Annotated in this window: 21 protein-coding genes; 16 read left to right on the top strand and 5 right to left on the bottom strand. The window is 65.8% G+C overall.

Translation table 11 applies throughout. The features are described 5' to 3' along the window. Nucleotides 1–32: 32 nt before the first annotated feature. Nucleotides 33–584 carry a hypothetical protein gene (locus JI664_RS00805; RefSeq protein ID WP_207011806.1) on the top strand — a complete coding sequence of 184 codons (552 nt, stop codon included), beginning with the start codon at nucleotides 33–35 and terminating at the stop codon, nucleotides 582–584. Here the strand turns inward: JI664_RS00805 and ppk2 are convergent. Then, the gene (gene ppk2, locus JI664_RS00800; RefSeq protein ID WP_207011805.1) at nucleotides 544–1,422 is read right to left on the bottom strand and encodes a polyphosphate kinase 2; all 879 of its coding nucleotides are present in this window, start codon (nucleotides 1,420–1,422) and stop codon (nucleotides 544–546) included. The genes JI664_RS00805 and ppk2 overlap by 41 nt on opposite strands. Nucleotides 1,423–1,941: 519 nt before the next feature. Here ppk2 and JI664_RS00795 point away from each other — a divergent pair. Together JI664_RS00795 and JI664_RS00790 are read left to right on the top strand one after the other, a co-directional pair. Further along, on the top strand, nucleotides 1,942–2,313 hold the full coding sequence (locus JI664_RS00795; protein ID WP_207011804.1) for a TfoX/Sxy family protein: 372 nt from the start codon (nucleotides 1,942–1,944) through the stop codon (nucleotides 2,311–2,313). Then, on the top strand, nucleotides 2,310–2,786 hold the full coding sequence (locus tag JI664_RS00790; protein WP_207011803.1) for a lytic transglycosylase domain-containing protein: 477 nt from the start codon (nucleotides 2,310–2,312) through the stop codon (nucleotides 2,784–2,786). The genes JI664_RS00795 and JI664_RS00790 overlap by 4 nt, the downstream gene beginning before the upstream one ends. A 94-nt stretch (nucleotides 2,787–2,880) precedes the next feature. On the opposite strand, the gene ndk is transcribed toward JI664_RS00790, so the two are convergent. Together ndk and JI664_RS00780 are read right to left on the bottom strand one after the other, a co-directional pair. After that, on the bottom strand, nucleotides 2,881–3,303 hold the full coding sequence (gene ndk, locus JI664_RS00785; protein ID WP_207011802.1) for a nucleoside-diphosphate kinase: 423 nt from the start codon (nucleotides 3,301–3,303) through the stop codon (nucleotides 2,881–2,883). 107 nt (nucleotides 3,304–3,410) lie between these two features. Next, complete coding sequence (locus tag JI664_RS00780) at nucleotides 3,411–4,595, bottom strand: multidrug effflux MFS transporter (RefSeq protein ID WP_207011801.1); 1,185 nt, start codon at nucleotides 4,593–4,595, stop codon at nucleotides 3,411–3,413. 141 nt (nucleotides 4,596–4,736) lie between these two features. Here JI664_RS00780 and JI664_RS00775 point away from each other — a divergent pair, with 141 nt between their 5' ends. Continuing rightward, on the top strand, nucleotides 4,737–6,587 hold the full coding sequence (locus JI664_RS00775) for an ABC-F family ATP-binding cassette domain-containing protein (RefSeq protein ID WP_207011800.1): 1,851 nt from the start codon (nucleotides 4,737–4,739) through the stop codon (nucleotides 6,585–6,587). A gap of 65 nt (nucleotides 6,588–6,652) precedes the next feature. Here the strand turns inward: JI664_RS00775 and JI664_RS00770 are convergent, their stop codons facing one another. Continuing rightward, nucleotides 6,653–7,516 carry a peptidoglycan-binding domain-containing protein gene (locus JI664_RS00770; RefSeq protein ID WP_207011799.1) on the bottom strand — a complete coding sequence of 288 codons (864 nt, stop codon included), beginning with the start codon at nucleotides 7,514–7,516 and terminating at the stop codon, nucleotides 6,653–6,655. A gap of 149 nt (nucleotides 7,517–7,665) precedes the next feature. Between JI664_RS00770 and JI664_RS00765 the strand changes: the two genes are divergently transcribed. Together JI664_RS00765 and JI664_RS00760 are read left to right on the top strand one after the other, a co-directional pair. After that, nucleotides 7,666–8,283 carry a MarC family protein gene (locus tag JI664_RS00765; protein ID WP_207011798.1) on the top strand — a complete coding sequence of 206 codons (618 nt, stop codon included), beginning with the start codon at nucleotides 7,666–7,668 and terminating at the stop codon, nucleotides 8,281–8,283. A 114-nt stretch (nucleotides 8,284–8,397) separates the two neighbouring features. Next, nucleotides 8,398–9,006, top strand: a complete 609-nt coding sequence (locus JI664_RS00760) for a retropepsin-like aspartic protease family protein (RefSeq protein ID WP_207011797.1) — start codon at nucleotides 8,398–8,400, stop codon at nucleotides 9,004–9,006. A gap of 18 nt (nucleotides 9,007–9,024) precedes the next feature. On the opposite strand, the gene JI664_RS00755 is transcribed toward JI664_RS00760, so the two are convergent. Further along, nucleotides 9,025–9,513: an RrF2 family transcriptional regulator gene (locus JI664_RS00755; RefSeq protein ID WP_207011796.1), complete on the bottom strand. Its 489-nt coding sequence runs from the start codon at nucleotides 9,511–9,513 to the stop codon at nucleotides 9,025–9,027. 252 nt (nucleotides 9,514–9,765) lie between these two features. On the opposite strand from JI664_RS00755, the gene JI664_RS00750 reads away from it, so the two are divergent. The 10 genes from JI664_RS00750 (at nucleotide 9,766) to JI664_RS00705 (ending at nucleotide 20,218) form a co-directional block, all read left to right on the top strand. Continuing rightward, nucleotides 9,766–10,704, top strand: coding sequence for a DMT family transporter (locus JI664_RS00750; protein ID WP_286173726.1), 939 nt, complete (start codon nucleotides 9,766–9,768; stop codon nucleotides 10,702–10,704). Between the two features lie 181 nt (nucleotides 10,705–10,885). After that, a complete protein-coding gene (gene cysS / locus JI664_RS00745) occupies nucleotides 10,886–12,301 on the top strand; it encodes a cysteine--tRNA ligase (RefSeq protein WP_207011794.1) in 1,416 nt (471 codons plus the stop codon). A gap of 180 nt (nucleotides 12,302–12,481) precedes the next feature. Beyond that, nucleotides 12,482–14,104, top strand: coding sequence for a citramalate synthase (cimA, locus tag JI664_RS00740; protein ID WP_207011793.1), 1,623 nt, complete (start codon nucleotides 12,482–12,484; stop codon nucleotides 14,102–14,104). An 89-nt stretch (nucleotides 14,105–14,193) separates the two neighbouring features. Then, nucleotides 14,194–14,877: a class I SAM-dependent methyltransferase gene (locus JI664_RS00735; protein WP_207011792.1), complete on the top strand. Its 684-nt coding sequence runs from the start codon at nucleotides 14,194–14,196 to the stop codon at nucleotides 14,875–14,877. Then, nucleotides 14,874–15,857, top strand: a complete 984-nt coding sequence (locus tag JI664_RS00730) for an alpha/beta hydrolase (RefSeq protein WP_207011791.1) — start codon at nucleotides 14,874–14,876, stop codon at nucleotides 15,855–15,857. Before JI664_RS00735 ends, JI664_RS00730 begins: the two co-directional genes overlap by 4 nt. 40 nt (nucleotides 15,858–15,897) lie before the next feature. Next, entirely contained in the window at nucleotides 15,898–16,677 is a 780-nt protein-coding gene (locus JI664_RS00725; RefSeq protein WP_207011790.1) for a squalene/phytoene synthase family protein, read from the top strand. Between the two features lie 144 nt (nucleotides 16,678–16,821). Beyond that, on the top strand, nucleotides 16,822–17,277 hold the full coding sequence (locus JI664_RS00720; protein ID WP_207011789.1) for an SRPBCC family protein: 456 nt from the start codon (nucleotides 16,822–16,824) through the stop codon (nucleotides 17,275–17,277). A 79-nt stretch (nucleotides 17,278–17,356) separates the two neighbouring features. Continuing rightward, the gene (locus tag JI664_RS00715) at nucleotides 17,357–18,019 is read left to right on the top strand and encodes an AAA family ATPase (protein ID WP_207011788.1); all 663 of its coding nucleotides are present in this window, start codon (nucleotides 17,357–17,359) and stop codon (nucleotides 18,017–18,019) included. Between the two features lie 75 nt (nucleotides 18,020–18,094). Continuing rightward, nucleotides 18,095–19,015, top strand: a complete 921-nt coding sequence (locus JI664_RS00710; protein ID WP_207011787.1) for a carbohydrate kinase family protein — start codon at nucleotides 18,095–18,097, stop codon at nucleotides 19,013–19,015. 195 nt (nucleotides 19,016–19,210) lie between these two features. Further along, a complete protein-coding gene (locus JI664_RS00705) occupies nucleotides 19,211–20,218 on the top strand; it encodes a PstS family phosphate ABC transporter substrate-binding protein (protein ID WP_207011786.1) in 1,008 nt (335 codons plus the stop codon). Nucleotides 20,219–20,278: the final 60 nt, after the last annotated feature.

The following is a 20,278-nucleotide window of genomic DNA, read 5'->3' as shown; positions in this document are numbered from 1 at the left end:
CCGGGCGCTGGACCGCGCCTTTGGGGCAGCGGATGGTGCCTGTGCCTGCCGTGCCGGGCGCCGGGCTGGTTTGCGCCGGCGCGGGCGATATGGCGCGTGCGCTGACGGGGTTGTCTGCGGGAGATAGCACCGATCCCGCGCTGTTGGGTCAAGCCTATGCCGCCGAGGCGCCGCTGCTCAGGCAGATCCGCGCGCGGGAAGGTATGGACGATCCCTGCGGCGCGCCCGAAGCCTTCCACGATCTCCCGTCGCATGGCCCCGCCATGCTGCTCAGCGCCGCCTCGGTGCCCCTGTCGCGGATCATGGGCTTGCTCATCGCGCTGGCGCCCCGGGGTGTCGTCTGGAAGCCCGCGCCCGGTGCTGCGGCCAGCGCGCATCTGCTGATGCGTGTGCTGGTGCCGCAGGCGGGCGGGCAGCTTGCGCTCTTACAGGGCGATCACGCCACCGGGGCTCTGCTGGCCCGGGCAACGGCGGCGGGGCAGGGGGCGCTGATCTGGGCATCCGACGCGCCCTTGCCCGACGGGGTGGCCGCCAGCGCGCTTTTCAGCGCGCGTGGCCCGGCCACAGATCAACACCGCCGATGATCGACGGATCGGGCGTGCCCACCGTCTCGGCGTCCTTGCGGTCATAGTCGAACGCGCCGAGGATCCGCTGCACCGCGCCGATCCGCGCGCGGTACTTGTCATCGCCGCGAATGATCGTCCATGGCGCGAAGCCGAAATCCGAGCGGGCGAAGGTCTCGCCGATTGCCAGCGTGTAATCGTCCCATTTGGCCAGCCCCTTCACATCGATCGATGACAGCTTCCACTGTTTCAGCGGGTGGCTTTCACGCGCCAGCATCCGCCGAAGCTGTTCGGCCCGGCCAACATTGAACCATAGCTTGATCAGGTTGATGCCGTCATCGACCAGCGCCTGTTCGAAGCCCGGAAGCTGATCGAAGAAATGCCGCCGTTCGTCATCGGTGCAAAAGCCGAACACCTTTTCGACCACGCCGCGATTGTACCAGCTACGGTCCATCAGCGCGATTTCACCTGCTGCCGGCATGTGCGCGATGTAGCGCTGGAAGTACCATTGCGTGCGCTCGCGGTCGGTCGGTTTGGGCAGCGCCACGATATGCGCGCCGCGCGGATTCAGGTTCTCGCGCACCCGCTTGATCGCGCCCGACTTGCCTGCTGTGTCGCGGCCCTCGAAGACGACGACGATACGCTGGCCACTGGCCTCGATCCAGCGCTGCAGTTTCACCAGCTCGACCTGAAGCTCTTTCATCCGATCCTCGTAATCGGACTTCTTCATCCATTGATCATAGGGGTAGTCGGGGGCGAGGATATCCTTCTTCTTGCCCTCTGCGATGGCCTCGCGGACCGGCTCGGGGGCGTCGTGTTCGTAGTATTGCGAGATCGCACCGTCGAAGGGCAGGTCCATGTCTTTCTCCGCGTTTTTCCACAGGCTAGGGTGGGTGCCCGGGCGCGACAAGCGGAAACACGGTTTTTAATGTCAGTCATCTATTGGTCTTACATTCAGGGCCCTGTCTGGGGGCTCGATTTTGGCGCGCCCCCAACGGGCCGTACGAGCGACTTGGCATCAGGGCTTCCACCTGGCGTCCCCGAGTGATTTTGCGTTCTGTGTTTGAATAGACCTATAACTCTATGAAAGTAGTAAAAGTCAGACAAAAATTTGATGTCCCACATTGTTACGACGAGCGCGCCTTGGTCGCGCGCATGGAGATGGTGTATGGACCAAAACCCTTTGAGCTTCGGCAAAACCAATGCATCAGACGTAAGACGGGAATCCGGCTCAGGGGCGCTCTGCGATATGAGTCGAATTCGGTCTGATCTTGCCCAATTCCGCCTCAACTAGGGCGATTTTTCCTGAAAGACAGACATTATCAGCCGCCTCGCGTTCCTCTTGCCAAGACCGCTCTTGCCGCGCATGAAAGACCTCATGCCCAGCCCCGTTTCTTCGCTCCCCAATCTCGGCCCGGCCAGCGACGCCTCGTTCGCGCGCGCGGGCATTCACAGTGCCGAGGAACTGCGCGCTCTGGGGGCGGATGCGGCGTATGCGAAGCTTCTCGATACCGGGACCCGGGCGCATTTCATCAGCTACTATGTCCTGCACATGGCGCTGCAGGGACGGCCATGGAACGACTGCAAGGGGGCCGAGAAGGACGCGCTGCGGGTGCGGTTCGATGCGCTGAAATCCGCGCATGTCGCCAAGGGCGGGATTGTCGGAATCGAAGCGATCCTTGATGAGATCGGCGTGATTGATCCCGCACGGCGGCAAACCCGCCCGGCCAAGAAACGGAGCCCCGTATGAAGACCTGGTTGGCACTCGCCGCGCTTGCGGTTCTCACGGCCTGCGGCGGCGGGGGCGACGACCATGTTCAGGTCGAGCGGCTCTATCCCGGCGAAACGGTCGAGATGCGGCTGCTGATCGAGGACGCGGCGGATGAGCTCGATATCCCTGAAGCGCTGCTGCACCGGGTGATCCAGCGCGAATCCGATTACCGCGCGAATGCCCGCAACGGTCCCTATTATGGCCTGATGCAGATCCTGCCGCAGACGGCGCGGACGATGGGCTTTCGCGGCGAGCCGCGCGAGCTACTCGATCCGCGCGTGAACCTGCGCTATGCGGGCCGCTATCTGCGCGGCGCTTGGCTGGTCGCCGATGGCGATATGGACGATGCGGTGATGCATTACGCGCGCGGCTATTATTACACCGCCCGCGACCGCTGCATGCTGGTGGAAACCGGGCTGGCGCAGCGCGAGGTCAATCGTCGCTGCCGGTGATCCGGGGCGGTGATCCCGGGCCCCGCAGCAACTGGCGGGCAAAAGAAAAGGGCGGGGAAATCCCCGCCCTTTCGCATTCGATGAACCAGACAGGTCAGCCGACCAGTTCCAGCCCCGAGAAGAAGAACGCGATTTCCTGCGCGGCGGTTTCCGGCGCGTCCGAACCGTGGACCGAGTTTTCGCCCATCGACAGCGCGAATTCCTTGCGGATCGTGCCTTCTTCGGCATTGGCGGGGTTGGTCGCGCCCATCACTTCGCGGTTTTTCGCGATGGCGTTTTCGCCTTCCAGCACCTGCACGACGACCGGAGCCGAGGCCATGAATTCGCACAGTTCGCCGTAGAAGGGGCGCTCTTTGTGGACTTCGTAGAACTGGCCCGCTTGCGCCGGGGTCAGGTGAATGCGCTTTTGCGCGACGATGCGCAGGCCCGCATCCTCGAACTTGGCGTTGATCTTGCCGGTCAGGTTGCGGTTGGTGGCGTCGGGCTTGATGATCGACAAGGTGCGTTCGGTGGCCATGATCGTCTCTTTCGGTGCGCGGCGGGCCCCATGCCCGGCCGCCTGTGGTCAAAACTGAGGCGCACTTAACATGCAGGCGAAAGGTTGAAAAGCCGCCAATGGCGCGCTTACGCAGCGGCCGGTGCCGTACGGTCAAGCCTGACCGCCGTCACCCCCGTCGCCAGCGCCACCAGAAGAACCGCCAGCAGCACGCTCAGCAGCCGTTCGGGCGTCGGCTCGGCGGCCACGATGTGCAGCGTGATCCATGACAGCGCCGCGCCCGACGCCATGCCGCAGGCGCCAAACAGGCTTGAGGCGGTGCCGGCCAGATCGGGGCGGACAGACACCGCCCCCGTGGCCGCATTCGCCACCGTCAGCCCGTTGCCGAACCCCGCGCTCATCGTGCAGGCAAACAACGCGAAGGGCGAGGTCACGCCGCCCCAGAATAACAGCAAACCCAGCCCGACACCCAGCACCGCCGCGCAGCGCCCGGCGATGATCAGGGGGGCGAACCCCACCCGCGGCGCCATGCGCGAGGTGATGAGCGCGCCGAAGATGAAGCCGCCGGTGATCGATCCGGTTCCCAACCCGATCCATAAAGTCGACAAATGCCATGTTTCCGAGGCGACGAAGGGCACGCCCGAGACGAAGACGTAGAACGACCCCATCGACAGCCCGCCCGTGCCGGTGAAGGCCCAGAACCGCCCTGAGCGCAACAGCGCGCCGTAATCGCCCAGCCGCAATCGCCGCTGGCCGGGCTTCAGCGTCTCGCCCAGATCGAGCCAGCACAGCACCAGTCCCGCCGCGCCCAGCCCCGAATACAGCCCGAAAATCGCCCGCCAGCTGATCACGCTGTCCAGAAGCCCGCCGATTGTCGGACCCAGCATCGGCGCCAGCGCCATCGAGGCACTGACGGTTCCCATCCGCCCCGCTGCCCGCCGCGCGTCGTATTGGTCGCGGATGATCGCCGTCGACAGCACCGTCCCGGACGCGATCACGCCCTGCATCAGGCGGAAGGCGATGAAGGTGCCCGAGTCCTGCGCCAGAACGCAGCCGAGCGAGGCCAGCGAATAGACCGCCAGTGCGCACAGGATCACCGGCCGCCGCCCGATCCTGTCGCTGACCGGGCCGATCACCAGTTGCATCAGCGCCGTCAGAACCATGTAGCCCGACACGACCCAGGCCATGCGCGCTTCGCTGGCCTGCAGGGCGTCGGTCATCGCCGGCAGCGACGGCAGGAACATGTTAAGCGAAACGACGGGCAGGGCGGTCAGCAGCACCAGCGTCGCAAGATGAGGGGGCGTGCGTGTCATGCGAATTCCAATGGGACGCATCAATCAACGCGGGCGGGCGCGATTTTGCAAGCGACGGCGCTGCACGACACTGTTGCAGGGGCGGCGCTTCGTGTCCGCGCCCGCTGGTGCACCGCGCGGGCTTCTGCTAAGCGGCGCCTCATGTTGACCATTTCCGATCTCACCTATTCAGTCGATGGCAAGCCTCTGATCGTCGAGGCCTCGGCGCGCATCCCGACCGGCCACAAGGTCGGCCTTGTCGGGCGTAACGGCTCGGGCAAGACCACGCTCTTCCGCCTGATCCGTGGCGAGCTGGTCTCTGAAGGCGGCACGATCAGCCTGCCCAACCGCGCGCGGATCGGCGGGGTCGCGCAAGAGGTCCCGTCATCCTCGACTTCGCTGCTCGATACCGTGCTGCAGGCCGATACCGAACGCGCGACCCTCATGGCCGAGGCCGAAACCGCCACCGACGCCCACCGCATCGCCGAGGTGCAGGCGCGTCTGGCCGATATCGACGCGTGGTCGGCCGAGGGGCGGGCCTCGGCGATCCTCAAGGGCCTTGGCTTCACCGCCGAGGAACAGCTGATGCCGTGTTCCGATTTCTCGGGCGGCTGGCGGATGCGCGTGGCGCTGGCGGGGGTGCTCTTTGCACAGCCCGACCTGTTGCTGCTCGACGAACCGACGAACTATCTCGACCTCGAAGGCGCGCTGTGGCTTGAAAGCTATCTGGCGAAATATCCCCATACGGTGATCGTGATCTCGCACGACCGGGGGCTTCTGAACCGGGCCGTGGGCGCGATCCTGCATCTGGAGGACAAGAAGCTCACGCTCTATTCCGGCGGCTACGACACTTTCGCCAAGACCCGCGCTGAACAGCGCGCGGTGCAGGCAGCCGAGGCAAAGAAACAGGATGCCCGCCGCGCGCATCTGCAAAGCTTCGTTGACCGCTTCAAGGCCAAGGCGTCGAAAGCCCGGCAGGCGCAGAGCCGGGTGAAGCAGCTTGAAAAGATGACGCCGATCACCGCCCCGCATGAGGCGGCGAAACACGTCTTTACCTTCCCCGCGCCCGAAGAACTCTCGCCGCCGATCATCGCCATGGAGGGCGTGTCGGTTGGCTATGGCGATCATGTCGTGCTGCGCAAACTGTCGCTCAGGATTGATCAGGACGACCGCATCGCGCTGCTGGGTCGTAATGGCGAGGGGAAATCGACGCTGTCGAAACTGCTCGCGGGCAAGCTCGACAAGATGGCCGGGGCGATGACCGTCGCGGGCAAGCTGCGCGTCGGCTATTTCGCCCAGCATCAGGTTGACGAGCTGCATCTCGACGAGACGCCCGTTCAGCATGTCCGCCGCCTGCGCCCGACCGAGGGCGAGCCGCGCCTCCGTGCTCGCTTGGCCGGTTTCGGCCTGATGGCCGATCAAGCCGAGACCGTGGTGGGGCGTCTGTCGGGGGGCCAGAAAGCGCGTCTGTCGCTGCTGCTGGCGACGATCGACGCGCCGCATCTTCTGATCCTCGACGAGCCGACAAACCACCTCGATATCGAGAGCCGCGAGGCGCTGGTCGAGGCGCTGACCGCCTATTCCGGCGCGGTGATCCTTGTCAGCCACGACATGCATTTGTTGTCGCTGGTGGCCGACCGTCTGTGGCTGGTCAAGGATGGCGGTGTCGCGCCCTATGAGGACGATCTCGACAGCTACCGCGCGCTGCTGCTGGGGGGCGACGAGAGCGAGAAAAAGCCCAAGGCCGAGAAACCCGCCAAGCCCAAGGCCACGCGCGAGCAGGTTCAGTCGCTGAAATCCGAGCTGCGTAAATGCGAGCAGAGGGTCGAGAAGCTGGAAGAGATGCGCGAAAAGCTGGCCAAGAAACTGGCCGACCCCGCGCTTTACGAAGACGGTCGCAAAGGCGATCTCGACGTCTGGAATCGCAAGTATGCCGAGGTCATGGAAGGCCTCGACCGGGCCGAGGCTTTGTGGATGAAGGCGACGGAAGCGCTTGAAAACGCTCAAGAGTGAATGTCAGGCATAATAAGGCCTGACATTGTCCTCGCCAATGTATGATGAATCCCCGCCCGACCGCGTTATTCGGCGCAGTCGGGCGGTGTCATCTGGTCGCGCGGATCGATCATCGGGCTGCCGATCAGCAGGGCGATAGCCGCGTCTCCGGGCCTGTCCTGCGGGGGCAGGCAGTGGTCGGTCAGGAAGGTCTGGAACGCCGCATCGGTTGTGTCCCCCGGCCTGCCATCCATCCGCCCCGGCGCGTAGCCCCGCATTGTCAGCGCGATCTGCAGCGCGCGCTCGCTGCCCGCTTTCAGCTCTTCGGACAGGGCTTCGGGCGCGGCGATTCCGGCGGGTAGCCAGCCCAGCGGTTCGACCCGATCCAGCACCCCGTCGCGAAACACCATTGCCGACAAGGCCAGACCGAGATGCGCGCAGGCGCGGCAGCCATCGGTGATCTCGTCCGAGATCACAAAGCGCTGCTCGACGCCCACCCGCCGATGCCCCACCACCGCCATGCGGAAGGCGGGCATTGCGTCCGGGTATTCCCGCATCAGGGCGCGGCTCTGCGCGTCGTCGGGGCGCGCCCCGAGTTGCGGCTGCATCGGGCCGTCGGCGCCGTTCACCAGAAGCGACTGATCGTTGGTATTGGCAAGGAAGGGCAGAACCACATCGGCCAGATCCACCGGACCCAGCTCGGTAAAGGCCAGCATGAAACCGGGCCCCGGCAGATCGTCGGCACCGGCCAGGGTCCGCGCGAAGGCCAGCGCGCCGGGGCTCATGCCCGATCCCTCGAGGCAGGCCCAATAGGCCGCGTCCGGTCCCTGATCACGCGGGCAAGCCATCACCGTTTCGATATCCGTCACATCGGCCGGGCCCAGATCCTGGGCCGCGACCGGCAGGGCGATCAGCGTGGCCAGCGCGGCCAAAGGCAAACGCAGTGTCATGGGCGACGATCCTTGTCTGGTGAACCTTGTCTGGTGAAGTCCCGCCACCCTACGCCGCCGCCGTGGCGGGTCAAATCACAGCCGATTGACGCCCGTCCCGGCGTGATCGGCGATTGACACAGGCTCCCCGACGCGGGAAGCCTTGAGCCATGCCCGATATCGCCTTTCTCACCACGGCCTTCGTCACGCTTTTCGTGATCATCGATCCGATCGGGCTTGCGCCGCTTTTCATCCCGCTCACCGCCGGGATGGATGTGCGCCAGCGCCGCATCGTAGCGGTGCGCGCCTGTATCATTGCGGCGGCGCTGCTGACCGTGTTCGGGCTGGCAGGCGAGACGATCCTGTCGACCATCGGCATCTCGATGCCCGCCTTCCAGATCTCGGGCGGGGTGCTGCTATTCCTGACCGCGCTCGACATGCTGTTCGACCGGCGCCAGCCCCGGCGCGAGGGGCACGCGCAGCAATCGCCCGACCCCTCGGTTTTTCCGCTGGCGATGCCGCTTCTGGCCGGGCCGGGCGCGATGGCGTCGATGATCCTGCTGGTCAACCAGACCGAAACCATGACCGGGGCGTTGGCGGTGCACGCAGTGATGTTGCTGGTTGTCGGATCGGCTTTCGCCTTTTTCCTGCTCGCGCCGTTGCTCGAGCGGCTGCTGGGCCGGGTGGGCGAGATGGTGGTCACGCGGCTCATGGGCCTTTTGCTGGCCGCGCTGGCGACGCAATTCGTGCTGAACGGCGCGCGCGCCGCCGGGGTGATCGGGGGCTGAGCGTCGGGTAAGGGCTGTCAGGGGCTGTTCTGACGCTGACGTGACACTGCGTCCTCTGTGAAGATCGGCGGCGGCGGCCTACATTTGATCCATCCCGCAGTTGGAAAGGCCCGGATGGACGCTCTGCAACAGCTCACCGACGACGACATCGCGCGCCTTGTCTATCTGGGCGTGCTGGGTGTTGCGCTGGTCGGTTACGCGCTGGTCGCCACGCAGGGGCGGCTGTTGACGTTTCTGCGGCACGCGATCCTCTGGGCGCTGATCTTCGTCGGTGCGGCGGCGGCGTACGGGCTTTGGGACAGCACGCAATTCTCGCGCGCGGCGGTCCAGACGGCAGAGGGCGACGGCCTGATCCTGCGGCGGGCCTTTGACGGGCAATACCATGTGACGCTGGATATCACCGGGCCGAACGGCGTGGCGACGCCGGTGCGCTTCATCCTCGATACCGGGGCCACCGACATGGTCCTGACGCAAGAGGATGCGGCGAAGCTGGGGTTCACGGAAGACGATCTGCGCTATCTCGGGCTTGCGAGCACCGCCAACGGCATGACCCGCACCGCGCAGGTGACGCTCGACCGGGTGGCGCTGGAAGGGCATGAGGCGCGACGCGTGCGCGCGCTGGTGAATGAGGGCGAGCTGCATGGCTCGCTGCTGGGGATGCGCTATCTCGAACGCTTCTCGCGCATCGAGATCATGCGCGACCGTCTGCGCATCACCTTCTGATCTGTTTCGTCAGACTTGTCAGGCCGGAACCGCCTGCGCCTGAGCGCAGCGCGCGGTGTTGACCCGGCGCGTGCAGTCTTCCAGCGACAGGATCGCTTCGAGCCCCTCGTTGCAATCGGTCAGTTCGCCCAGCGTTACCGGGTCGAGCGAGGCATAGAAGCTTTCGACCGCGCGGGTCAGATGCTGCGACATGCGGCAGACGCCCTTGAGCGGGCAGGTATTGTCGTCCGAAAAACACTCGATGAACGGCAGCTCGGCCTCGAAGGCGCGGAACACGGAGCCGACCGAGATTTCGGCCGCCGGACGCGCCAGCGTGAAGCCGCCATGGCGTCCCCGCAGCGTGGTGATGAAACCCGACTGGCCAAGCTGGTTGACGACCTGCGCCAGATGGTTCTCCGAGGCGTTGATTGCCTTCGCCACGTCGCTCTTGCGTACGATCCGCTCGGGATTGACGGCGCAGACCATCAGGGTGCGCAGGGCAAGGTTGGTTCGTGTGGTCAGACGCATCGCGATCTCCAAAGCACCGTACGGGGCGCGGCCTGTGCCGCTTTGATGCGTCCAAGGAACAGGTTAATTGCGACCGCCGCTTTGATTGAGATCAAGTTTGCGCAACCTTAGCGCGCAAAGGGGCGCTTTTCGCCGGGGAAGGGGCCGCTGGGCGCGCGGAAGAGCCCTTCGCCCGCGCCGCATCGCCTGCGGTCTTTCCTTTCGCCTGTTAACGACCTAGATCCGTCGGGCACCCTTCAGACGGACATGCCCATGCGCTCGACCCTTCTTGCCGCCGTTCTTGCCATGCTCGGCTGCACGATGCTGGTTGCGGGCACCACGCTGATCGCCAAGGCGCTGGGCAGCGGAGCGCTGGGGCAGCAGATCCATCCGTTGATGATAAGCCAGTCGCGGTTCCTGTGGGGCTTCGTCGCGGTCGCGCTGTTCCTCGGGCTGCGCCGGGCCACCGGACGCCAGCCATGGCGTCAGAGCGCAGATACGCCGCGCCCGCATTACCGCCGTCACCTGATCCGCACGATGCTGGGCTATACCGGCGGCGGGCTGATGTTCGCGGCCTCGGCGCATCTGCCGCTGGCCGATGCCAACGCGCTCAGCTTCACCAGCCCCGTGGCGACGATGGCTTTCGCGATCCTCGTTCTGGGCGAGCGGGTCGGGCCGTGGCGCTGGGCGGCGGCCTGCATCGCGATGGCGGGCGCGGCCATCCTGTTGCGGCCCGGCGCGGGCGTGATCCAGCCCGCGGCGCTGCTGGCGCTGGGGGCCGCCGTCTGCATGGGGATCGAGAATATCTTCATCAAGCGGCTCGCCACCTCGGAACCCTTCGGGCGCACGATGCTGATCAACAACGCGATGGGGATGGGGATTTCGGCGCTGATCGCCGCCCCGGTCCTGACATGGCCGCAAAGCCCGCAGGTCTGGGCCGCCCTTATCGCCATCGGCGTCGTCATGGTCAGCGCGCAGATCCTGCTTCTGACCGCGAACCGGCTGGCCGATGTCAGCTTCGTCGCGCCGTTCTTCTACATCACGCTGGTCTGGGCCGCGCTTTACGACATTGCCGTTTTCGACCTGTGGCCTGATGCGGTCAGCATCACCGGCGCCTGCATCGTCGTGGCGGGCGGGCTGCTGATGACATGGCGCGAGGTCCGGGCGGGCCGCCGCACGCTGCCGGGCGCCACCGGCAACGCGCTGCGCTGAACGCTTGCGCGAGGCCCGCCCTGGTGCTATTCGCCCTGCCATGACCACGCTGCGCATCTTCATTTGCTGCATTACCCGCTGAGCTTTGGCTCGCGCGGGGCGTTGTCTTTTCCTCATGAGAAGCGCATAGCCCACCCCGCGCGGGGGTGCCCGATTTGTCGCGATCAGGGGAGACGATCACATGACGGCTATCCGCCTCTACAACACCCGCACCCGCGCGAAGGAAGACTTCGCGCCTTCGGATCCCGACAATGTGCGGATGTATGTCTGCGGCCCGACCGTCTATGACCGCGCGCATCTGGGCAATGCCCGGCCCGTGCTGGTTTTCGACACGCTGTTCCGGCTCTTGCGGCATGTCTACGGCGAGGATCACGTCACCTATGTGCGCAACTTCACCGACGTGGACGACAAGATCAACGCGACCGCGCTGGCGCGCAAGGAGGCGGGGGCCGAGGGCACGCTGGAAGAACTGATCCATCAGCGCACGCAGGAAACCATCGGCTGGTATCACGCCGATATGGGCGCGCTGGGCGCGCTGACGCCCACGCATGAGCCGCGCGCGACAGAGTATATCGGCGCGATGATCGCTATGATTGAGGATCTGATCGCCAGGGGCCACGCCTATGCGGTCGAAGGGCATGTCCTGTTCAAGGTCCGCTCGTATCCTGATTACGGCAAGCTTTCGGGCCGGTCGGTCGACGACATGATCGCGGGCGCTCGCGTCGAGGTCGCGCCCTACAAGGAAGACCCGATGGATTTCGTGCTGTGGAAGCCCTCGGATGCCGGGCTGCCGGGCTGGGACAGCCCGTGGGGCCGGGGGCGTCCGGGCTGGCATATCGAATGCTCGGCCATGTCCTATGAGCTGCTGGGCGAGTCCTTCGATATCCATGGCGGTGGCATCGACCTGCAATTCCCTCACCACGAAAACGAGATCGCGCAAAGCTGCTGCGCCCATCCGGACGGAGGCTTCGCGCGGGTGTGGATGCATAACGAGATGCTGCTGGTCGAGGGCAAGAAGATGTCCAAGTCGCTGGGCAACTTCTTCACCGTGCGCGAGCTTCTCGATCAGGGCTATCCGGGCGAGGTGATCCGCTTCGTCATGCTGTCCACGCATTACCGCAAGCCGATGGACTGGACGGCCGAGCGCGCGCGCGAAGCCGAGGGCATCCTGCGCGGCTGGCGCGCCATGGTCGCGGATGCCGAGCCCACCGGCCCCGACGCCGAGATCGTCGAGGCGCTGGCCGACGACCTCAATGTCGCGGGCGCGATGGCCCGGCTGCACGCGCTGGCCAAGGCGATTGCCGGCAACCCGCAGAAGGATTGCTTCTACGAAAAGGGCGTCTTTCTGGCCTCGGCCCGCCTGCTGGGCCTTTTGGAGGTTGGGATGGGCGACTGGGCCGAGGGCGTCGACCTGTCGGCCCTTGCGGCCAAGCTGGCCGCTCTCCGGGCGACCGCGATGGAGACCAAGGATTTCGCCCCCGTGGACGTGCTGAAAACCGCGCTGATCGAGGCGGGCGTCGAGGTGCGGATGTCGAAAGCGGGGGTCGAACTGGTCCCCGGCGCGGGGTTCGACGCGGCGAAGCTGGGGGGGTTGTGAGATGAGCCTGATGGCGGCGCTTATGGCCCGTGCGGAACCGGGGATTTCACACCCCCGGACCCCCGTGGAGTATTTGGAACAAAGTGAAAGGGGCGCGGCAGGCAGGGCGGCAGCGGTGGTCCTGTCTCGTCTTGCGGGTCTGTCGGCTGGCCGTGTTTTCGATCTGAAAGGGGGCGCGGCGTGACCGAGCGGCTCTATCTCTACGACACCACCCTGCGCGACGGGCAGCAGACGCAGGGGGTGCAGTTCTCGACCCCCGAGAAGCGGGTCATCGCCGCGGCGCTCGACGATCTGGGGATCGATTATATCGAGGGTGGCTGGCCGGGCGCGAACCCGACCGACAGCGAATTCTTCGACGCAAAGCCCGAAACACGCGCCACCTTCACCGCCTTCGGGATGACCAAGCGCGCGGGCCGCTCGGCGGAGAACGACGAGGTTCTGGCGGCGGTCATGAATGCGGGCACCAAGGCGGTCTGTCTTGTCGGCAAGTCGCATGATTTCCACGTGACCACCGCATTGGGCATCACGCTTGAGGAAAATCTCGAGAATATTCGCGCCTCGGTCGCGCATATGGTTGCGCAGGGGCGCGAGGCGCTTCTGGATGCCGAGCATTTCTTCGACGGCTACAAGGCCAATCCCGACTACGCGCTGGCCTGCTGCAAGGCTGCTCACGAGGCGGGCGCGCGCTGGGTGGTTTTGTGCGACACCAATGGCGGCACCTTGCCTGCCGAGGTCGGGCGCATCGTGGGCGCGGTGATCGCCTCGGGCATTCCGGGCGATCGTCTGGGCATCCATTGCCATGACGATACCGGCAATGCAGTCGGTTGCTCGCTGGCCGCTGTCGATGCGGGCGCGCGCCAGATTCAGGGCACGCTGAACGGTCTGGGCGAGCGCTGCGGGAATGCCAACCTGACCAGCCTGATCCCGACGCTGTTGCTGAAGGAACCCTATGCCAGCGCCTATGAGACCGGCATCACCCGCGAAGGGCTGACGGGCCTTGTGCGGCTGTCGCGCAAGCTTGACGATATCCTGAACCGTGTGCCGCTGCGCTCGGCGCCCTATGTCGGGGCCTCGGCCTTTGCGCATAAGGCGGGGCTGCATGCGAGCGCGATCCTGAAGGATCCGACCACCTACGAGCATATCGTGCCCGAATGGGTGGGCAATACGCGGCTGATCCCGATGTCCAACCAGGCCGGGCAGTCGAACCTGCGCGCGCGGCTGAAGGCGGCGGGGATCGAGGTCGAGGCGGGCGATCCCCGGCTGGCGCGCATCCTCGACGAGGTGAAGGCGCGCGAGGATCAGGGCTATGCCTATGACGGTGCGCAGGCCTCGTTCGATCTTTTGGCACGCGAACAGCTGGGCCTTATGCCGCGCTTCTTCGAGATCAAGCGCTACCGTGTCACCGTCGAGCGCCGCAAGAACCGCTATGACCAGATGGTCAGCGTGTCCGAGGCGGTCGTGGTGGTTAAGATCGGCGATACCAAGACGCTGTCGGTCAGCGAGAGCGTCGATGAAAGCGGCACCGATCGTGGCCCGGTCAACGCGCTGTCCAAGGCGCTGGCCAAGGATCTGGGGCCCTATCAGGCCTCGATCGACGATATGAAGCTGGTCGATTTCCGCGTGCGGATCACGCAGGGCGGGACCGAGGCCGTGACCCGCGTCATTATCGACAGCGAGGATGGCAAGGGGCAGCGCTGGTCGACGGTGGGGGTGAGCCCCAACATCGTCGATGCCTCGTTCACCGCGCTGCTCGATGCGATCCGCTGGAAGCTTCTGCGCGACGGGATCGAACCGCAGATGTGAGCGATTTCACGGGGCAGGGGGCGTCTTGGTCCGTGCCCTGCGCGGGGATTGCCCTACCTGTTTGGCGACGGGAACGAACAGGAGCCGCCATGTCCATCATCGACCTTTTCCTCACCCTCGAACGGGCCGGGCCGGGCGACGCCGAAAGCCTGCGCTGGGCGCTCGACGTGGCGCAGACGCCCGCCGATGCGCGGGTGCTGGACGCGGGCTGCGGGATCGGGGCGGATACCGGCACGCTCATCGCGGCGGTGCCGCGCGGGCGTGTTGTCGCGCTGGATGCGGCCGAGCCCTTCGTCGATGTGGTCGCGGGAAAATACCCCCGGGCCGAGGCGGTTGTCGGCGATATGCGCGCGCCGCCCGCCGGGCCCTATGACCTGATCTGGTCGGCTGGCGCGGTCTATAACCTTGGCGTCGGCGCGGCGCTTGCGGCATGGCGAGCGCATCTGGCGCCGGGCGGGCGGGTCGCGTTTTCCGATCTGCGCTGGACCGGGACGGAGCGCCCGCAGGCGGTCGTGGATTACTTCGCGTCCGAAGGGGTGACGCTGTCGGATACCGCCGCGCTGGACGGCGAGATCGCGCAGGCGGGCTGGCGCGTCATCGGCGCGCGCTGGGTAGGGCGGGCCGGATGGGCCGCTTATTACGAGCCGCTCGAAGCGCAATTGGCCAATGAGCGCGACAATGCGCTGGTTGAGGCCTTTAAGTCCGAGATCAATTGCTGGAAACTGCACGGCGACAGTTTCGATTACCGACTCGTCGTCGTGGAGCCTCAATGAGTTTATTGACCAAGATTGCCGTCTCGGCCGCGCTTTTCGTGGCAATTCCTGCAACCATAGCGCTGGGCCTTATTGTCAGTGATCGCCCGAAGAGCGATCTGCGGGCCGAGGGGGAGGGGCTGGATTTCTCGGTCCTGCAGCGGGCGGAAATGCCCGAGCTTCAGGCTTACACAGCGCGCGACGGGGCCGCGCTGGGCTATCGGCAATGGCTTTCGGGACGCGACGACGCGCCGCTTCTGGTGGCGGTGCATGGCTCGGGCTGGCATTCGGCGCAGTTCGCGGGTCTCGGGTCTGCGCTGGCCGAAGCCGGGATCGATGTGATCGCCCCGGATTTGCGCGGCCACGGGCCCGACCCGCAGCGGCGCGGCGATGTCGATTACATCGGCCAGTTCGAGGATGATCTCGCCGATCTCATCACCCAGACCGCGCGCGAGGGGCAAAGCGTCGTGATGCTGGGCCATTCCTCGGGCGGGGGGCTGGTCATCCGCTTTGCCGGCGGAAAGCATGGCGCGATGATCGACCGCGCGGTGCTGCTGGCGCCCTTCGTGCAGTACGACGCGCCCACCACGCGCCCCAATTCGGGCGGCTGGGCGAATGTGCTGACGCGGCGGGTCATCGGTCTCAGCATGCTTAACATGGCGCATGTCACCGCGCTGAACCATCTGCCGGTGATCCAGTTCCGCTTCCCGTCTTCGGTGCTCGACGGCCCGCTGGGACAGACCGCGACACGGGCGTATTCCTACCGGCTGAATACCGGGTTTTCGCCACGCCGCGACTGGCAGGCCGAGATCGCGGCTTTGCCGCCCTTCGTGCTGATCGCGGGCGCGCAGGACGAAGCCTTCGTGGCCGAGCAATACGAACCCACCTTTTCGGCGATCACGGATCGGGGCGAATACGCACTGACCGGGGCTACGCATTTGTCGGTGGTCGACGATCCCGAGACGCTGCAGCGGGTCATTGCCTTTATCGGGGCGGACTGAACCTCTGGCCATCGCGCCTGCGCCGCGCTATGGCGCTCCTATGGATGCGCCCGCTCTGACAGCCACGCAAATCAACGCCTGTGCGGCCCTTGTTCAAAAGGGCGACCCCGACCGCTTCCTTGCAGCGATGGCGGCGCCGGTCGCCGCGCGTGGCCCGCTTTTCACGCTCTACGCCTTCAATCTGGAAATCGCCCGCGCGCCGTGGGTGACGAAAGAGCCGATCATCGCGCAGATGCGCCTGCAATTCTGGCGCGATGTGCTGGAGATGGGCGAGCATAAGGCGCACGAGGTCGCGGCCCCGCTACAGGCGCTGTTGCGCGCGGGCCTCGATCCGGCGCCACTGGCCGAGATGATCGACGCGCGCGAAGCCGAGATCGGCACGCAAGCGCCGTTTCCGGACGAGGCGGCGCTGCTGCGCTTTCTCGACGCGACATCGGGCGCGCTGATGGTGGCGAGTGTCCGGGCGCTGGGCGGGCCTGACAGCGCCGCCGCGCGCGTGGCGGGGCAGGCGCAGGGCCTTGCGAATTACCTTCTGGCCGTGCCGGCGCTTGAAGCGGCGGGGCAGCAGGCTCTGCCGCAGGACGACCCCGCAAGCATCGCCCGGCTGGCCCGCGAGATGCGCGACAGGCTGCGGGCCGGGCGTGCCGCGCTGAGAGCCTTGCCGCGCGCCACGCGCCCGGCCTTGCGCGCCGCGTGGCGGGCTGATGCCTTGTTGCGACAATCTGTCACATACCCCGAACGCGTCCGGACAGGGCAATTGGCACAATCAGAATTCATTCGGCGTGGCGGCATCTTACTTCGGCAAGCTTTAGGGCGCTGATTCCAAACCAAAAGGAAAGTAGCGGCCCCGCGGTTGACCCCGGGGGAAACCGGTCTACGATCCTTGTAGCTTTTTATTGGTTCAGGCGATTTTTCACTGAAGCGAGCGGGTCATTTCGGCCAGCCTACACGACGCGAGGTCGCGATGATCGGTCATGGTGTCCCGGGGCTAGATATCCGGCAAGAGCATGATTACCCGGTGGCCGCCGCCAGCGTTTTCGCGGCCTTGACGCTTGGGCTGGATGCATGGTGGCCGACCGACGCGCGCGTCACCGGTCCCGACGGGCACCTGTCGCTGAGCGCGCAGCTCGGCGCGCCGCTGGTCGAGGAAGCCTCGGGCGGGCGGGCGGCCATCTGGGCGGTGGTCGATCTGGTCGAACCCGACAAGCGCCTCTATCTGAGCGGATGGTTCGGGGTCAATGGCATCGTCGCGGGCCGCGTGCATTTCGATCTTGCCGATCACGAAACGGGTTCGCGGCTGAAACTGTCTCATCAGGCAATCGGTCCGATCTCGGAAGATGTGCATTCGCGGCGAAGGACGCTGTGGCGGCGTATCCTTGATTCGTCACTGCGCGACTATCTGAGCGGTATCTGGGTCTGACCGCGTCCCCCGCTCTATGGTCAGCAGGCCGGGTGCTATAGACTTGCCCCGCGACCACAGGCTGCAAGGAGGGGGCTTCATGGAATTGGAGGGCGTCGTCGCTCAGGTCCTGTCCCGTCTCGGCACGGGCAGCGCGCGTCGCTTCGTGGCGCTCGCCGGACCGCCCGCCAGCGGGAAATCCACCCTTGCCGACAAGCTGGCCGCCGGACTGGGCGCGGCGCTGGAATGCGAGGCGGCGGTGGTGATGATGGACGGCTACCATCTCGACAACGCGGTGCTCGACCAGCGCGGCGATTCCGGGCAATGGCGGCGGCGCAAGGGCGCGCCCTGGACCTTCGATGTCGACACGATCCTACGCGATCTCGAAAGGCTCAGGGCCGATAACGGCCCCGTCTGCGTGCCGCTTTTCGACCGCGATCTGGACCTGTCGCGGGCTTCGGCGCGCGAAATCCACCCCGAGGCGCGGATCATCGTGGTCGAGGGCAATTACCTGCTGCTCGATCACCGTCCATGGGACGCGCTTGCGCGGTTCTGGGATGCCAGCGTCTGGCTTGAGGTCGATGAAAAGGTGCTTTCCACGCGGCTGATCCGTCGCTGGCAGGGTCACGGTTTCGACCAGCCCGCCGCGCGGGCCCGCGCGATGGTCAACGATCTGCCCAATGCCCGGCTGACGCAGCAATGCTCGCGCGCTGCCGATGTGGTGATCCGGCAAGATCCGCCTCCGGCGCCCGGCACGCAATAAATCAAGAAGTGTTATTTATTGACAGAAGGGTCGTTTCGCGGTTCTGTGCGGCTTAGCGGCGAAAGGGGGAGCGCGATGATCCTGTGTTGTGGGGAAGCCCTGATCGACATGCTGCCCGACTCCTCGGGCGCTTTCGCGCCGCATCCGGGCGGCGCGGTGTTCAACACCGCCATTGCGCTTGGCCGGCTGGGTGCGCCCGCGCGCTTCCTGTCGGGGCTGAGCGCGGATTTCTTCGGCGACATGCTGCGCGACAGGCTGACGGCGTCACAGGTCGATACCGGCCTTTGCGTGACTTCCGACCGGCCCTGCACGCTGGCCTTCGTGCGTCTGGTGGACGGGCACGCAACCTATGCTTTTTACGACGAGAATACCGCCGGACGGATGCTGTCACCCGAGGATCTGCCCGCCGAGATGAGCACGCTGCAGCCGCAGGCGCTGTTCTTCGGGGGGATCTCGCTGGTGGTCGAGCCCTGCGGCACCACCTATGAGGGGCTGATGACCCGCGCCGCGCGCGACGGGCATGTGACGATGATCGACCCCAATATCCGCCCCGGCTTCATCACCGACGAAACCGCCTATCGCGCGCGGCTCGACCGGATGCTGGCGCTGGCCGATATCGTGAAGATCTCGCTCGAGGATCTCGACTGGCTCGCGCGCGGGGAAGGAGAGGCCTATGTCGCGCGTCTGCTCAACGGCGCGACGTCGGTCGTGTTCCTGACGGATGGCGGGGTGGGCGCCACGGCGGTCACGCGCCGGGGCCGGGTTTTTGAGCCCGCGCAGCGCGTCAGTGTCGTCGATACGGTCGGTGCGGGCGATACGTTCAACGCAGGCGTGCTGGCGAGCCTGCGCGAACAGGGCGAGCTGAGTCGCGACTCACTGGCGCAGATCGGCGAATCGGCCCTGGCTCGTGCGCTGAAGACTGGCGCAGCGGCGGCGGCGGTAACGGTCAGCCGGGCAGGGGCCAATCCACCGTGGGCCTCAGAGCTGACGCTCTAACCTTCTGAAAACCCGAAGCTATCCTGCATTCCCGACGCTCGGCGGTTCGTCGGAGGGACGGTCTTTGCGGTCTTTGTGTCGGGCGCTGTTACAGAAGTGTCATGCAGGCGTGACAGAAGCGTCATGCAACGGGCGTACCCGGTGCACAGCCTCAAGAGAGGGGCTGGACCCCGAACCGACCCAGGAGTGAACCTTATGTTCGTCAAAACCACGAGCCGCCTCGCGATCATCGCTGCCGCCGGTGTCATGGTCGCCGCGCCCGCTTTCGCGCAGAGCCGCACCAACATCCAGATCGCCGGCTCGTCGACCGTGCTTCCCTTCGCCTCGATCGTGGCCGAAGAATTCGGCCAGATGTTCCCCGAATTCGAAACCCCCGTCGTCGCTTCGGGCGGTTCGTCGGGCGGTCTGCGCCAGTTCTGCGCCGGTGTCGGCCCGGAAACCATCGACATCGCCAACGCTTCGCGCCCGATCCGTGGCTCGGAAATCGAAGCCTGCGCCGCCGCCGGCGTGAGCGACATCCGCGAAATCCGCATCGGCTATGACGGCATCGTCTTCGCCTCGGCCGCCGAAGGCCCGGAATTCGTGCTCGAGCCGCAATTCGTCTATCAGGCGATCGCGGCCAACCTGCCCGAAGGCACCGAGCAGCCGACCCTGTGGTCGGATATCGACCCCTCGCTGCCCGAGCAGCCGATCATGATGGCGATCCCTGCCTCGAACCACGGCACCCGCGAAGTGTTCGAAGAAAAAGTCGTCTTCCCGGGCTGCGAAGCGGTCATGGGTGAAGATGTCGACCACGAAGTCTGCGGCGAACTGCGTCAGGACAACGTGATCGAGATCGCCGGCGACTACACCGAGACGCTGGCCCGCCTGTCGTCGGATGCCAACACCGTCGGCGTGTTCGGCCTGTCGTTCTACGAGCAGAACACCGACACCCTGCGCGTCGCCACCATGTCGGGCGTCACGCCCTCGCTGGAAACCGTCGCTTCGGGCGAATACCCGGTCTCGCGCCCGCTGTTCTTCTACGTGAAGGGCGAGCATATCGGCGTCATCCCCGGCATCGAGGAATACGTTCAGTTCTTCCTGTCGGATGCCATGGCCGGTGCCGGTGGCCGTCTGGAAGAAGCCGGCATGATCCCGGCGCCTGCGGAAGAAACCGCCGAAGTTCTCGAGAACTTCACGAACGGTGTGACCGTCAGCCAGTAATGGCCAGCCTGTAACGATGGCGCCCCGGAATTCTCCGGGGCGCCATTCCCTTGCCCCAGA

Origin of the sequence: Rhodobacter sp. NTK016B, from assembly GCF_017303295.1 — a bacterium.
GTDB lineage: Bacteria > Pseudomonadota > Alphaproteobacteria > Rhodobacterales > Rhodobacteraceae > Pararhodobacter.
Note: the sequence above shows the minus strand (reverse complement) of the source record. Positions and strands in the feature narration are given on the sequence as shown.

Bases quoted from the DNA above. Each gene is read 5' to 3' on its own strand.
- JI664_RS00765 (WP_207011798.1), top strand. From the start codon at position 7,666: ATGCCCGATATCGCCTTTCTCACCACGGCCTTCGTCACGCTTTTCGTG.
- JI664_RS00730 (WP_207011791.1), top strand. From the start codon at position 14,874: ATGAGTTTATTGACCAAGATTGCCGTCTCGGCCGCGCTTTTCGTGGCA.
- JI664_RS00805 (WP_207011806.1), top strand. From the start codon at position 33: ATGGTGCCTGTGCCTGCCGTGCCGGGCGCCGGGCTGGTTTGCGCCGGC.
- ndk (WP_207011802.1), bottom strand. From the start codon at position 3,303: ATGGCCACCGAACGCACCTTGTCGATCATCAAGCCCGACGCCACCAAC.
- ppk2 (WP_207011805.1), bottom strand. From the start codon at position 1,422: ATGGACCTGCCCTTCGACGGTGCGATCTCGCAATACTACGAACACGAC.
- JI664_RS00750 (WP_286173726.1), top strand. From the start codon at position 9,766: ATGCGCTCGACCCTTCTTGCCGCCGTTCTTGCCATGCTCGGCTGCACG.
- JI664_RS00705 (WP_207011786.1), top strand. From the start codon at position 19,211: ATGTTCGTCAAAACCACGAGCCGCCTCGCGATCATCGCTGCCGCCGGT.
- JI664_RS00795 (WP_207011804.1), top strand. From the start codon at position 1,942: ATGCCCAGCCCCGTTTCTTCGCTCCCCAATCTCGGCCCGGCCAGCGAC.
- cysS (WP_207011794.1), top strand. From the start codon at position 10,886: ATGACGGCTATCCGCCTCTACAACACCCGCACCCGCGCGAAGGAAGAC.
- JI664_RS00725 (WP_207011790.1), top strand. From the start codon at position 15,898: ATGGATGCGCCCGCTCTGACAGCCACGCAAATCAACGCCTGTGCGGCC.
- JI664_RS00735 (WP_207011792.1), top strand. From the start codon at position 14,194: ATGTCCATCATCGACCTTTTCCTCACCCTCGAACGGGCCGGGCCGGGC.
- JI664_RS00770 (WP_207011799.1), bottom strand. From the start codon at position 7,516: ATGACACTGCGTTTGCCTTTGGCCGCGCTGGCCACGCTGATCGCCCTG.
- JI664_RS00780 (WP_207011801.1), bottom strand. From the start codon at position 4,595: ATGACACGCACGCCCCCTCATCTTGCGACGCTGGTGCTGCTGACCGCC.
- JI664_RS00760 (WP_207011797.1), top strand. From the start codon at position 8,398: ATGGACGCTCTGCAACAGCTCACCGACGACGACATCGCGCGCCTTGTC.
- JI664_RS00715 (WP_207011788.1), top strand. From the start codon at position 17,357: ATGGAATTGGAGGGCGTCGTCGCTCAGGTCCTGTCCCGTCTCGGCACG.
- JI664_RS00710 (WP_207011787.1), top strand. From the start codon at position 18,095: ATGATCCTGTGTTGTGGGGAAGCCCTGATCGACATGCTGCCCGACTCC.
- JI664_RS00755 (WP_207011796.1), bottom strand. From the start codon at position 9,513: ATGCGTCTGACCACACGAACCAACCTTGCCCTGCGCACCCTGATGGTC.
- JI664_RS00775 (WP_207011800.1), top strand. From the start codon at position 4,737: ATGTTGACCATTTCCGATCTCACCTATTCAGTCGATGGCAAGCCTCTG.
- JI664_RS00790 (WP_207011803.1), top strand. From the start codon at position 2,310: ATGAAGACCTGGTTGGCACTCGCCGCGCTTGCGGTTCTCACGGCCTGC.
- JI664_RS00720 (WP_207011789.1), top strand. From the start codon at position 16,822: ATGATCGGTCATGGTGTCCCGGGGCTAGATATCCGGCAAGAGCATGAT.